The following is a 13,209-nucleotide window of genomic DNA, read 5'->3' as shown; positions in this document are numbered from 1 at the left end:
GGGGGTGTTCTGTGAGACGCGCGTCAAGCAAGATCACCCTGCCGGCGGGCAGCCGGCCGGACGACCGTCCTCCAGAGTCAGCTTGAGCCCCAGTGCGACGGATTTCGCGTCGAGCTGACGGCGTTGCACCTCGCGGCGGGCGTTGCGCGGTGTGAGCGAACCGGCGGGAGAATCAGCGCGGAGGAAGTAGTGCAACACGGTGCCGTCGAGCATAGGTTCGAGCCAGACCTCCATCGTGCCGACGAGTGCGCCGCCCACGGTCCAGCGCAGCCCCTCTTCGCCCCTGTCGGCGTACACGTCCAGTTCGAGATCAGGCCAGAAAGCCCGCCACGACGAGGGCGAGGCAAAGGCGGCGGCGACCACGCTGGGTGGTACCGCGAGGAAAGTCTCGTCGACGACGTCCACGCTGGCCATGAGGACAAAAGGTAACGGAAGGGCGTACCGACCTTTGTATCGCCGGAATCACACGCTAAGTTTCCCCACCAGTAACATTTCACCGTACGGAGGTTGACGTGCGCGAGTTCAGCGTCCCCGCCACCGCCGCTGTGGCTCCGGAGGAGAACCTCACCGACATGGTGTGGGCCAACGCGGAGCGCTTCGGCAACGCCGTCAGCTTCCGCAGGCAGGTCGACGGCACCTGGATCGACATCACCGCGCGTGACTTCGCCGCGCAGGTGATGGCAGTCGCCAAGGGCATGGTCGCGGCCGGTGTCGAACTGGGCGACCGGGTCGGTTTGGTCTCCAAGACCCGCTACGAGTGGTCGTTGCTCGACTTCGCCATCTGGGCGGCGGGCGGCGTCGTGGTGCCCATCTACGAGACGTCGTCGGCGGACCAGATCGAGTGGATCCTGTCCGACTCCGGCGCGAAGGCGGTGTTCGTCGAGGCGCCATCGCACCGCGCGATGGTCGACGAGGTCGTCGGCACGCTGCCCGAACTGCGCCACGTGTGGCAGATCGACGGTGCGGCGGCCGCGGTCGACGAGCTGACCGCGCTCGGCGCCGAGATCACCGACGAGCAGGTGCACGAGCGTCGCGGGCAGGCGAAGGCCGACCAGACGGCGACGCTGGTCTACACCTCCGGTACCACCGGCCGTCCCAAGGGCTGCACGCTGACGCACCGCAACCTGCTGTCCGAGGTGCGTTCGGCGCTGTCGCGGTTCCCCGAGATCCTCACCGCGGGCAACTCGCTGCTGCTGTTCCTGCCGCTGGCGCACATCCTGGCGCGTGCTCTGGCGCTGGCGTGCGTGTACTCGCGGGTGACCGTGGGCCACACCGCCGACGTGAAGAACCTCGTCGAGGACCTCGGCCAGTTCCGCCCGACCTTCGTCGTCGCGGTGCCGCGGGTGTTCGAAAAGGTCTACAACGGCGCGAAGCAGAAGGCGCACGCCGGCGGCAAGGGCAAGATCTTCGACGCCGCCGAGGCGACGTCGGTCGCCTACAGCTCCGCGCTCGACAACGGTGGTCCCGGCCTCGGCCTGCGGATCAAGCACGCGGTGTTCGACAAGCTGGTGTTCGCGAAGCTGCGTGCCGCCCTCGGTGGCCGCGCGATCGCGGCGGTCTCCGGTGGCGCGCCGCTGGGTGACCGGCTGTCGCACTTCTTCCGCGGTGCGGGCATCCCGGTCTACGAGGGCTACGGCCTGACCGAGACGTCGGCGGCGGCGTGCGTGACGTTCCGCGGCCAGGAGAAGGTCGGCACGGTCGGCCTGCCGGTGCCCGGCACGTCGGTGAAGATCGCCGAGGACGGCGAGATCCTCATCAAGGGCGAGATCGTCTTCACCGGCTACTGGAACAACGAGGCCGCCACCAAGGAGGCCCTGGAGGACGGCTGGTTCCACACCGGTGACATCGGCGAGCTCGACACCGACGGGTTCCTGAAGATCACGGGCCGCAAGAAGGAGATCATCGTCACCGCCGGTGGCAAGAACGTCTCCCCCGCGCAGCTCGAGGACCGGATCCGGGCGCACCCGCTCATCTCGCAGTGCATGGTCGTCGGCGACAAGCAGCCGTTCATCGGCGCGCTGATCACGATCGACCCGGAGTTCTTCCCGTCGTGGAAGGAGTCGCACGGCAAGCCGGCGTCGGCCGAGGTTCCCGATCTGATCGAGGACGCGGACCTGCTGGCCGAGATCCAGGCCGTGGTGGACGACGCGAACAAGACGGTGTCCAAGGCCGAGGCGATCCGCAAGTTCCGGGTGCTGCCGGTGGACTTCACCGAGGCCGGTGGCGAGATGACGCCGTCGCTGAAGCTGAAGCGCTCTGTCGTGGCGACGACCTACTCGTCCGACATCGACGCCATCTACGCGAAGTAACCGCAGGTCAAATGCGCGAAAGGCCCAGGAGCCAGAGAGTGCTCCTGGGCCTTTCGACCCCCAGCGATCGTGATCCGCGAACTTTCCGCGGAACCCGAGAAGTTTGTTGCCCCGGCCCCCCGACCGGGACATGAAGAAGATTGCCGTACGGCGCTGACGTATCGCTGACGCGCCGATGTCACTTGGCGACAGCGCGCTAATAGGCTGTGAGTCAGACGGGGATCATCTGGCGCGCACGAGGGGTTGGCGATGGCTTCGGGTCCGCAGTTCCGGCTGCTCGGCCCGATGGAGGTGCGCCTGGCCGGCTCCGCTGTCGTGTTGCGCGCGGGCAAGCACAGGGCGTTGCTGGCGGCGTTGCTGCTGCGGCCGAACCGCGTGGTTCCCGTGACGGAACTCGTCGAGCACGTGTGGGGGGACACACCGCCTGCGCGCACGCGTGGGACGTTGCAGACGTACGTGATGCGGCTGCGGGCGGCGCTGGGCGATCCGTCGTTGATCCAGACGGCCGCCGACGGCTATCGGATGCTGGTCGACCCGCTGGCCGTGGACGCGCATCGGTTCGCGGACGCCGCGGCTCGCGGACGTGCGGCGGCGGCGTCGGAAAACCTGGTCACAGCGCGGAAAGCGTTTGCCGAGGCGTTGGAGCTGTGGTGCGGGCCGGTGCTGTCGGACGTGCCTTCGGAGACGTTGTACTCGGAGCACGCGCCGCGGCTGAACGAGCTGCTGATGACGGTGCACGAGCAGCGGATCGACGTGGAACTCGCGTTGAGCAACCACGCGGACCTGGTGCCGGAGCTGTTCGCGCTGACACGGGACCACCCGTTGCGGGAGCGGTTCTGGGCGCAGCTGATGCTCGCGCTGTACCGCTGCAGCAGGCAGGCGGAGGCGCTGGAAGCGTTCCGGCAGCTCGACCGGACTCTGGACGACCAGCTGGGCATCGATCCGTCCGCCGAGCTGCGGGCGTTGCACCAGGCGATCCTGAAGGGGTCCCGGGAGCTGGCGGCGCCGGTGGTGGCTCGGGAGCCGGAACGCGCGCCGGCGTCGCCCATGCGGTTGCCGGACGACATCGCGGACTTCACCGGGCGGTCCTGGCACGTGGAGCGGATCTCCGGGCTGATCGCGGGCGGGTCGGTGCCGATCGTGACGCTGGCGGGGCAGCCGGGGGTGGGCAAGACGACGCTGGCCGTGCGCGTGGCGCATCTGCTGCGGGACCAGTTCCCAGACGGGCAGCTCTACGTCGACCTGCGCGGGTATGCGCTGGGCGCGCCCGCGGACGGAATGGACGTGCTGTCGCGGTTCCTGCGGGCGCTGGGCGTGCCGCCGGACGAGATCCCGCCGGACGCCGACGAGCAGAGCACGATGCTGCGGTCGTTGCTGTCGGGCCGCCGGATGTTGCTGCTGCTGGACAACGCCTCCGCGCCCGACCAGGTGCGCCCGCTGCTGCCGGGGACGGCGTCGTGCCGGGTGATCGTGACGTCGCGGGACGACCTGCGCGGGCTGATCGCGATGAACGGCGCGCGGACCGTGCCGGTGGACGTGTTCTCTGCGGCGGAGTCGGCGTCGCTGCTGGAGAAGCTGCTCGGGCCCGGTGACCACGCGGAGCTGGCGTCGCGGTGCGGGCACCTGCCGCTGGCGTTGCGGGTGGCGGCGGCGTACCTGGCCGGGCGGGACGACGTGACGATCTCCGGCTCGCCGATCGAGCTCGCCTACGCCGCGCTGCCTCCCGCGCCGCAGCGGTTGTTCCGGCTGCTGTCGCTGGTGCCGGGACCGGACTTCACGGCGGAGGCGGCGTCCGCGCTGGCCGACGTGGACGCCGAGGGGCTGCTGACGGTGCTGGCGATCGCGCGTCTGGTCGTGCGGGCGGTGCCCGGTCGCTACCGGTTCCACGACGAACTGGTCCGCTACGCCGCCGCGTTGCGCGAAGAGTCGGACAGCCCGTTCGAACAGCAGGCGTCGTGGACGGCGCTGCTCGACCACTACCTGCGCGGCGTCGAACGCTGCGCCGAACTGCTCTATCCCGGAATCGTGCGGCTGCCGTCGTCGGCCTCGGGCCCGGCGCCGCGGATCTCGACCTCCGCCGAGGCACTGGCGTGGCTCGACGCGGAACGCCCGAACCTGATCGCCGCCATCCGGCACGCGGCCGAGCACGGCCCAGCGGAGATGCCCTGGCAGCTGGCCGACGCGCTGCGCGGCTACCTGTGGATCGGCCAGCACGTCGGCGAATGGCTCGCGACGGCGCACCACGGCCTGCAGGCCGCCCAGAAGTCCGCGCACCGCCCGGCCGAGGCCGCGATGCACGCGAACCTCGGCACCCTCTACCTGCGGCTGGGCGAGTTCGCGCGCTCCGTCGAGCACCACGACCACGCCATCGAGTTGTACCGGGCGCTGGGCGACAAGGACGCCGAGGCGAGCGTGCTGAACAACCTCAGCCTCGTGCACCGCCGCTCCGGAGACCTGGCCGCAGCGAAGGACGCACTGCTCCGCTGCCTGGAGATGCTGCGCTCGGCCCCGGCGGACAGCGTCAGCACCGGCCTGTACAACCTCGGCCAGCTCGCCGTGGAACTCGGCGAGATCGACGGCGCCGTCGAGCACTTCTCGCAGGCGCTGGCCCTGGCGCCGAACGCGGACAGCCACACCTACCTCGGCATGGCCCTGCGCCTGCAGGGCCGCCTGGACGAGGCCCGCGCCCACCTCGACCGCGCCCTGGAGATCGGCAACGTCCCCGCCGGCGAGGCCGAGGCCCTGGAGAACCTCGCCGCCCTGGAACTCGCCTCCGGCAACGCCGAAGCGGCCCTGTCCCTGGCCTCGCGCGCCCTGGCTCTGGTCGCGGACGGCGGCGACCAGCAGGTCGCGACCACGACCCGGATCACGCTCGGCGAGATCCGCCGCGCCCTGTCCGACCTCGACACCGCCGCCGGCCTGTTCGAACAGGCCCTCGCGACGGCCCGGCGCATCGGCTACGCCTCAGGAGAGGTCCGCGCGCTGATCGACCTCGCCGTGGTGCTGCGGGACCTCGACCGCGACGCCGACTCCCGATCGGCCGCCGAGCAGGCCGCGCGGCGCGGCGCCGAGCTGGGATTGCGCGCCCTGGAGAACCGGGCCCGCGAACTCGCCTGACCCCGGCGGCTCCCGGTGTGCGCGCAGCGCGGCGGCGAGCCAGGTGAAGGCAGGCACGCTGGGCGGGGCCGGTGTGCGGTCGTTGATCGAGCTCAGCAGTTCCCAGTAGCGTTCGACGCGGGGTTCGGCCACCGCGTCCAGCCAGTCGAGCAATGCCCGTGACTCGCTCTCGTCGAGATCGGCGGGCACGATGCGATCGAGGATCGCACGGCCGGTGTCGGACTCCGGTGCGATCTTCTTCTCGGCTGCCGGGCCCGCGTGCTTGAGAACGAGTGGCCGGATATCGAGGCCGAACTCGATGCGGTTGCCGGACTCGCCACGGAGCACCAGCAGTTGCACGGTGCGTTGGAAGTCATCGTCGGAAACGAGCTCCGCGAGCTCTATCCAGGCGTCCACCTGTGTGGAGGTCGGGTCGACCGGCAACTGTGGCGGCATCTCCCGCATGAAACCGGCGATGACGAGAGCGTCCTCATCGGTGACGCATCCGGATCCGGGTGTCGAGCGCTTCGACGCGGACCGCGGCGATCTCGGCCAGCGTGGACCGCCGGTCGACCACCTTCCGCACCTCGTCCAGCCCTAGGCCGAGTTCACGCAGTGTCCGGACCAGGTGCAGGCGGCCGACCGCGTCGGCGCCGTAGATGCGGTAGCCACCCGAGTTCCGTTCCAGGGGCGGCACCACTCCGCTGTCGGACCAGAACCGGATCGTGCGCGCCGGCAGCCCGGTGCGGCGAGCCAGCTCTCCGATCGTGTAGCGGTCCGTCTCGTCGTCCATGCCGTCAACCCGCACCTCCCACCCGCTGGAAGGTCAAGCCGGCCGAGCGGATCCCGGTGCGATATATCGGATATCGGTCAGCCGATGAGGTTTTCCAGGCGGTGTGCGAGCTGGTCCCAGCGCCAGTGGTCGCTGACCCATTCCCGGCCCGTGCGCCCCATCTTGGCCGCCGTCTCGGGATCGGCGAGCAACGAGGCGACCCGCTCGGCGACGTTCTCGACGTCGCGGCCGTCGACGACGTTGCCGGTGATGCCGTCGCGCACGGTCTCCGGAGCACCGCCGGACCGTCCGGCCACCACGGGCAGCCCGGTCGCCGAGGCTTCCAGGTAGACGATGCCGAGACCTTCGACGTCGAGGCCTCGGCCGCGGGTGCGGCACGGCATCGCGAACACGTCGCCGGCGTTGTAGTGCGCGGGCAGTTCCTCCCACGGCACCGAGCCGGTCAGCACGACGTCCCGCGAACCGGCGGCCAGCTTCTCCAGCGTCCCCCGGTACGGCCCGCCGCCGACGATCAGCAGAGCGGCGTCCGGCACCGTCCGCTGGATCAGCGGCAGCGCGCGGATCAGGACGTCCTGCCCCTTGCGCGGCACCAGGCGCGACACGCAGACGATCACCGGCCGGTCGCCCAGCCCGTACCGGCGGCGGATCTCGGCGCGCGCGGCGGGATCCGGGCGGTACAGCTCGGTGTCCACGCCGGAGGGAAGGTGTTCGAGCGCCGCCATCGGCCCGAACGCCGCCGCGAACCGCGAGCGGGTGTAGCGGCTGACGTAGGTCACGACGTCCACTCCGGACCCGATGGCCCGCAACGCCTGCCGCGCCACCGGCAGCATCGACCAGCCGACCTCGTGCCCGTGCGTGCACGCCACCGCGCGACTGAGCCCCAGCGACGGCGCGAGCAACGCCAGCGGTGCCGCTGCCCCGAACCACGCGGCCTCACACGACTCGGCGCGGGCGATGTCGCGGGCACGGGCGAGGACGTCGGGCGTCGGCAGCATCAACGACGTCGGGTGCCGCACCACCGGGAACGGCTGCTCGGCGTCGAACTCCTCCGCGCCCTTCCACTTCGGCGCGTACACGACGAGTGAGTCCGCGGGCAGTCGTGTCGCCAAAGCGTGCAGGTAGGACTGGATGCCACCGGGGCGGGGCGGGAAGTCGTTGGTCACCAGCAAGGTTCGGCGCACGAACTCAACGCTATCCGATGCTCGTTCTCAGGAACTCACGCCAACCCGCCACGTCGACGACGCTCGGGTCCACAGAAGACAACGACGCGTGTCGCAGGAAGAAGTCCACGACACCTCGCTCCCCCAGGCGCGACTCCAGGTACACCATGATCGAGTACGCCTGCTGATAGGCCAGGTCACGGCCGGAACCGCCGAAGTCCACCGGCAACGCCGAGACGTCCGGCGTGAGCAGCGGCGCGGCCTGGCGAAGCGACAACCCCGTGCCGTGGAACGCCACCCAGTCCGCGAACCCCTCCACCAGCCACAGCGGAGCCGAGTCCGAGGTCAGGTCCCGCGTCGCGACGTGCGTGATCTCGTGCCGCAGCAGCACGCGCAACTCCAGGTCCGACAACGCCGATGCCCGCACCCGGTTGATGACGACGCGCTGCCCGGAACCGTCGCTGTCCCGGATGGCGATTCCGGCCATGTCCGCGAACGCCGGTCCGACGAGCGACACCAGTTCGCTGTCCGTGGCCGGAACGACGACGTCGACCCGCCGACCCCAGCTGATATCCAATATATCGGCAACCTCGCGCACCGAGGAGTCCAACGACCCCGACACCCGCGACGCCAGCGCACCATCGCAAGAACTGCTGGTCACGGTGCCTGACGCAGCCGGCAGCACGGCCTCATTGCAATGGGGTGTTGCGGTCGGCTGCAACTCAACGGGCCGTAGTGCAACGCTGACGCCCAGCAGGAACGTCATGGCGACGGTGACCGCCAGCAACGTCCGGAGGTGCTTCACCGGCGCAACGCTAGCCCTCGATGCGCCGAATCACCGCGATGGGCCCGATGGCGTCGATCGGTGCGATCTTCACCGGCTGGCCCTCCGTCGAGGCGTGCACCGCCCGCGTGTTGTCGACGGCCATGGCGACGTGCGACCGGCTCGAGTAGTAGACGATCAGATCGCCCGCACGGACCTCGCTACGCGACACGGCGCGTCCGACCCCGGCCTGGCCGCCGGACGTGCGTGGGATCGTGAACCCGGCCGCCGCATAGGCCTTCATCGTCAGCCCGGCGCAGTCCCACCGGTCAGGCCCGGTCCTGCCGTACTCGTACTCGTCCCCGCGCTGCCCCAGCGCGAAGTTCAGCGCGAGGCCCGCCGCTCCGGAAGGCACGCTGACCTGAGAGCGATCCCCCGGATCACGCAGCTGGGTCACGACGGGGGCCGGCAGCCGCGTCAACGCCGTCCGCACCTCGGTGATCTGCGCCTGCAAAGCCTGGTTGCGGGCGTCCAGGTCGCTCTTCAGCTTCTCGGCCGCCGCGGTGGTCTCCGCGGCACGGGCGCGCGCGTTCTCCGCCACCTGGTGCGCCTGCCGGGCCTTCTCCACCGCGCCGGACAGCCGCGCGAGCGACTCCGCGTTGTCGGCCGCCAGCACCCGCATCATCTCGAGGCGGTTCAGGAAGTCCTGCTGCGAGTCCGCCACGAGCAGCGCCGACAGCTGGTTGAAACGCGCACCCTCGAACGACGCCTGGGCGATGAGGTCGACCTGCCCCTGGAAGTCGTCCTCGTCGCGCTTGGCCTGCCGTTCGACCTGCTGCGCCGCCGCCACTGTCGCGGTCGCGCGGTCGAGTTCGGTCTTGCGCTGGACGAGGTCCTCCTGCGCGCGCAGGACTTCCTCGTTGAGCTTCGTCGCCTGCGCCGTCAGATCCGCGTACGCGCGCGCGGGATCAGCCGGCTGCGCGGCTGAAGACACGGCCGGAGTCGCCGGCAGCAACAGCAGGAGAACCACAAAACCACGGGTGAAGTTGCGCGACATGAGGTCGCCGATCCCCCTCGCCAGAACAAGCCCGTCAAGATCGACGGCGTCAGGCTACCGGGTGATCAAACGCGCCCGAGACGGGCCAGCAACACAGCGGACGGCACCGGGTGCGCGCCGCGGCGACGCACCGAATCCGCGACCGCGCGATCCGACGTCACCACCACCACGGGCCGTCCCTCAGGCTCCGCGGTGACCAGCGCACGAATGACGTCGTCCGCCAGAACACCAGGATCGCTGAAGAGCACGCGCACGCCACGAGGAGCCGCAGCGGGCACCGCCACCACGCCGGCACCGTCGAACACCAACGTCACCTCGGCACCCGTGCGCGCGGCGAGCACCGCCAGCTGATGCACGAGCCGATCGCGTTGATCCGACAGCGACAGCTCCGGATAACCGGTCTTCGTGACGTTGTAGCCGTCCACCACCAGATGCACGGCGGGCAACGCCAGCAGCCGGTCCAGAGCCGCCGGGTCCTCCACCCGTCCCACGGCCCCCTGCGACGTGCTGGCGCCGCGCACGAGGTCGGCGGGGCGCGGCCCGGTGCCTTCCCCCAGGGCCAGCTCACGACGCAGGCCCGTGACGGCGCCGTCGAGGGTGTCCACGAGCAACGCGAGCCGCACCTCGTCGGCCTGCCGGGCCTCCCGCGCGGACTGCCGCGCCACCTCGGCGTCGGCGATCGCCCGCTGCGCCTTGCCGCGCTCGGTCTCGGCGCGTTCCCGTTCCCGGTCGCGCTCGGCGGACAGGCGCTTGACCTCGTCCGCGGTGCGGACCTGGATCTTGTCGACCTCGGCGGCCGCCGCCGCAGCGGCGTCCTTGGCCTCCCGGAGCTTCACGCCCTGCTCGCGCAACCGCTTGCGCAGGCGTTCCAGCTCGACTTCGGCGTCCGCGCGAACGCGCTCGGTGGCGCCGTCGAGCTGGGTGCGCTCGGCCCGCAGCCGTTCCAGCTCGCTTTCCATCCGTTCCACGCGCGCGACGGCTGCGTCCCGTTCGGCTCGCAGCGTCGCGTCGCCGACCCGTCGCGAGACCAGTTCCACGTAGTGCAGCGCGACGTCGTCCCCGGTCAGCACCGCCGCCGCGGCCGCCGTCACCGGATCCGGCGAGGTCACCTCCAGCGTCGACGGCCTGTTCTTGCGCAGCCACTCGATCACGGCGGTGCGGAAGTTCGCCGAGTCGCGCAATCCGGCGACGACCTGCGTTCCGCCCAGACGAGCACGTTTGGTCGGGGCGAACTTCGCCACCGGACGCAGGTGCTGGGGCACGTCGACCTTCGCCATCTCGCCCAGCGCGTCGGCACCGAGTTCCGCGAGCCTCACCCGCAACGGCTCCGGCAGGGCCGACCAGTCCACAGTGGATTCCTCTGAGGATTCCTCTGCGGACTCACCTGCCTCGTCGGCAGGCTGGTCGAACTCGGGCGCGGGCATCGGGTCGGGCACCCCATCAGGCTAGAGCCCTCGCGCTTGAGCAGCGCACGGACGTGTCCGCCCTTCGGAACAACGATCTGGAAAAGATCACCCGAAGATCACTCCAACGGAGCAACCGCAGGTCAAGGCATCGCTGGGGATCACCGTCGAAAATTGTCAGACCCCGTCGCTAACGTCGGCCACGTGACCGGACAACTGTCCTTCGACGAGCTCGGGACGCCCCTGCGCGACACGACGTTCGTCGTCTTCGACCTGGAGACGACGGGTGGCAGCGCCGAGGAGGACGCCGTCACCGAGATCGGCGCGGTGAAGGTCCGCGGCGGCCAGATCCTCGGCGAGTTCGCGACCCTCGTCGACCCCGAACGCGGCATCCCGCCGATGGTCGCGCAGCTGACCGGGATCACGCAGCTCATGGTGACGGGCGCGCCGACCATGAAGACGGTGCTGCCCGCGTTCCTCGAGTTCGCGGCCGGGGCGGTGCTGGTGGCGCACAACTCGGGCTTCGACGTCGGCTTCATGAAGGCCGCCTGCGAACGGCACGGCTACCGCTGGCCGAAGCCGTCGGTCGTGTGCACGGTGAAGCTCGCACGGCGAGTGCTGAGCCGCGACGAGGCACCATCGTGCCGCCTGTCCGCGCTCTCGGACCTGTTCCACACGGAGACCAAGCCGACGCACCGGGCGCTGGCCGACGCCCGCACAACCGTCGAGGTGCTGCACGCGCTGCTGGAACGCGTCGGCAACGTCGGCGTGCACTCCCTGGAGGAACTGCTGGCGTACCTGCCGGAGGTGACGCCGGAACAACGCCGCAAACGCTCCCTGGCCGCCCACCTGCCGTCCACGCCGGGCGTGTACCTCTTCCGCGGCCCGAAGGAGGAGGTGCTCTACGTCGGCACGGCGTCAGACCTGCGCCGCCGGGTCCGCCAGTACTTCACGGCCAGCGAAGGCCGCCGCAGGCTGCGCGAGATGGTCGCGCTCGCGGTGCGCGTTGACGCCGTGGAGTGCGCCCACCCGCTGGAGGCCGAGGTGCGCGAGCTACGGCTCCTGCGCGCACACCGCCCCGCGTACAACCGACGCTCGAAGAACCCCCACCACGCCTGGTGGCTCACCCTGACCGACGAGCCGTTCCCGCGGATCTCGCTGGTCAAGGTCCCCCGAGACGGCGCTCTGGGCCCGTTCCGCACTCGAAAGGCCGCCGAGTCGGTCGCGGACGCGCTGCTCGACGCCGTCCCGCTGCGCTCGTGCACCATCAAGATCCCCGCGGCGAACCAACGAGCCTCCCCGTGCGCGCTGGCCGAACTCGACCGTTGCAAAGCGCCCTGCGCAGGCAGGCAGTCCGTCGACGAGTACTCCCCCGCTGTCGTGGCCGTGCAGGATCTGGTCGTCGGCCGCAGCGCGGACCCGTTACGCACTCTCGTCACCCAACTCGACGACCTGGCGTCAGCCGAGCGCTTCGAGGAGGCCGCCCGCCGCCGCGATCGCCTGGCGGGCCTGGTCCGGTCCCTGGATCGCGCCCAGCGACTGGCCGCCCTCGCCGCCCTGCCCCAACTGGTGGCCGCCCGCCCGGACCGCGAAGGCGGCTGGGAGTTCTCCGTCGTGCGCTACGGCCGTTTGGCCTCCGCCGGAGTCGCCCGCCGCGGCACCCGCCCGATGCCGGTCGTCGACGCACTCGTCGCCTCCGCCGAAACGGTCATCCCGACCCCCGGCCCACTGCGCGGCGCGCCGCCGGAAGAAGCCGGGGTCGTCCTGCGCTGGCTCGACCAACCGGGCACCCGCCTCGTCTACGCCGACGAGCCGTGGTCCTCCCCCGCCGGCGCCGCCGCGGCATGGGTGCCGTGGGCCGAACAAGCCGCGAGCGCCCGCCCCATCCACGACCGCTGGAACTGACCCCGAACGCCCCCGTTGCACACCCTTATGCAAAAAACGTTTGCGGACGTCCGCAAACGTTTTTTGCATAAGGGCGGATAAGGGCAGGTCAGCGAGGGTAGCGACAACCGATATATCAGTCGGGATGTCGACAAAGCGACACATGTGAGGTGAGCGCGGCTCGCGTCCCACGACCGGCGACGTCCTCACGCCGGTGATCAGGCGGTAGGGCAGACTACGGGTGCTTGAGACACCGGAGCCCAGACCCGAGGAGGACGCCGTGGTCACCGCCATCGTGCTGATCCAGGCCGCCGCCGAACGCATTCCCGAGGCCGCGCAGGAGATCGCCGACATCGACGGAGTCACCGAGGTGTACTCCTGTGCCGGTGACGTGGACCTGATCGCACTGGTGCGGGTCAGCAAGCACGAGGACCTCGCCGCGCTGGTGCCCGGCAAGATCAGCAAGGTCGCCGGTGTGCTGAACACCGACACGCACATCGCGTTCCGCAGCTACTCGAAGCGCGACGACGAGGCCGCGTTCTCGATCGGCCTGGACGACGCCCAGTAGCCCGAACCGCCAAGACAGCGAAAAGCCCCCGTGAGGATTCACGGGGGCTTTTCAGTGCTTCACGACCGAGAAGGTCAGGCCTTCGGGTCGGACGGCTTGCCCGCGAGCTCGCCGGCCGTGTCCTGGGCGCTGGTGCCCTCGGTCACGTGGTTCTTCGCGCGTGCGTTCTCCAGGGC

Annotated in this window: 10 protein-coding genes; 4 read left to right on the top strand and 6 right to left on the bottom strand. The window is 70.5% G+C overall.

Translation table 11 applies throughout. The features are described 5' to 3' along the window. Positions 1-33: 33 nt before the first annotated feature. Positions 34-414 (bottom strand): polyketide cyclase / dehydrase and lipid transport, encoded by a 381-nt coding sequence (locus ACIRG5_RS40260; RefSeq protein ID WP_319978383.1) that lies wholly within the window; start codon positions 412-414, stop codon positions 34-36. 98 nt (positions 415-512) lie between these two features. Between ACIRG5_RS40260 and ACIRG5_RS40255 the strand changes: the two genes are divergently transcribed. Then, positions 513-2,309, top strand: coding sequence for an AMP-dependent synthetase/ligase (locus tag ACIRG5_RS40255; protein ID WP_402915179.1), 1,797 nt, complete (start codon positions 513-515; stop codon positions 2,307-2,309). A 249-nt stretch (positions 2,310-2,558) separates the two neighbouring features. Then, the gene (locus tag ACIRG5_RS40250; RefSeq protein WP_402915177.1) at positions 2,559-5,426 is read left to right on the top strand and encodes a BTAD domain-containing putative transcriptional regulator; all 2,868 of its coding nucleotides are present in this window, start codon (positions 2,559-2,561) and stop codon (positions 5,424-5,426) included. A 469-nt stretch (positions 5,427-5,895) separates the two neighbouring features. On the opposite strand, the gene ACIRG5_RS40245 is transcribed toward ACIRG5_RS40250, so the two are convergent. The 5 genes from ACIRG5_RS40245 to ACIRG5_RS40225 form a co-directional block, all read right to left on the bottom strand. Further along, entirely contained in the window at positions 5,896-6,198 is a 303-nt protein-coding gene (locus ACIRG5_RS40245) for a MerR family transcriptional regulator (protein WP_402915176.1), read from the bottom strand. 77 nt (positions 6,199-6,275) lie between these two features. Then, positions 6,276-7,379, bottom strand: a complete 1,104-nt coding sequence (locus ACIRG5_RS40240; RefSeq protein WP_402915173.1) for a glycosyltransferase family 4 protein — start codon at positions 7,377-7,379, stop codon at positions 6,276-6,278. 10 nt (positions 7,380-7,389) lie between these two features. Next, positions 7,390-8,163, bottom strand: a complete 774-nt coding sequence (locus ACIRG5_RS40235; protein ID WP_402915171.1) for a hypothetical protein — start codon at positions 8,161-8,163, stop codon at positions 7,390-7,392. A gap of 10 nt (positions 8,164-8,173) precedes the next feature. Continuing rightward, positions 8,174-9,178 carry a C40 family peptidase gene (locus ACIRG5_RS40230; RefSeq protein WP_402915168.1) on the bottom strand — a complete coding sequence of 335 codons (1,005 nt, stop codon included), beginning with the start codon at positions 9,176-9,178 and terminating at the stop codon, positions 8,174-8,176. Between the two features lie 65 nt (positions 9,179-9,243). After that, complete coding sequence (locus ACIRG5_RS40225) at positions 9,244-10,602, bottom strand: NYN domain-containing protein (protein ID WP_402915606.1); 1,359 nt, start codon at positions 10,600-10,602, stop codon at positions 9,244-9,246. Positions 10,603-10,785: 183 nt separating this feature from the next. Between ACIRG5_RS40225 and ACIRG5_RS40220 the strand changes: the two genes are divergently transcribed. Continuing rightward, positions 10,786-12,486: a DEDD exonuclease domain-containing protein gene (locus ACIRG5_RS40220; RefSeq protein ID WP_402915165.1), complete on the top strand. Its 1,701-nt coding sequence runs from the start codon at positions 10,786-10,788 to the stop codon at positions 12,484-12,486. Positions 12,487-12,745: 259 nt separating this feature from the next. Beyond that, positions 12,746-13,033, top strand: a complete 288-nt coding sequence (locus ACIRG5_RS40215; protein WP_030465012.1) for an Lrp/AsnC family transcriptional regulator — start codon at positions 12,746-12,748, stop codon at positions 13,031-13,033. The last annotated feature ends 176 nt before the right edge of the window (positions 13,034-13,209 follow it).

The organism is Lentzea sp. NPDC102401, from assembly GCF_044765805.1.
In the GTDB taxonomy this organism is placed as follows: Bacteria; Actinomycetota; Actinomycetes; order Mycobacteriales; family Pseudonocardiaceae; genus Lentzea; species Lentzea sokolovensis.
The sequence above is the reverse complement of the archived record's forward strand: the minus strand, read 5'-3'. Positions and strand labels throughout refer to the sequence as shown.

Bases quoted from the DNA above. Each gene is read 5' to 3' on its own strand.
- ACIRG5_RS40260 (WP_319978383.1), bottom strand. From the start codon at position 414: ATGGCCAGCGTGGACGTCGTCGACGAGACTTTCCTCGCGGTACCACCC.
- ACIRG5_RS40250 (WP_402915177.1), top strand. From the start codon at position 2,559: ATGGCTTCGGGTCCGCAGTTCCGGCTGCTCGGCCCGATGGAGGTGCGC.
- ACIRG5_RS40245 (WP_402915176.1), bottom strand. From the start codon at position 6,198: ATGGACGACGAGACGGACCGCTACACGATCGGAGAGCTGGCTCGCCGC.
- ACIRG5_RS40230 (WP_402915168.1), bottom strand. From the start codon at position 9,178: ATGTCGCGCAACTTCACCCGTGGTTTTGTGGTTCTCCTGCTGTTGCTG.
- ACIRG5_RS40225 (WP_402915606.1), bottom strand. From the start codon at position 10,602: ATGCCCGCGCCCGAGTTCGACCAGCCTGCCGACGAGGCAGGTGAGTCC.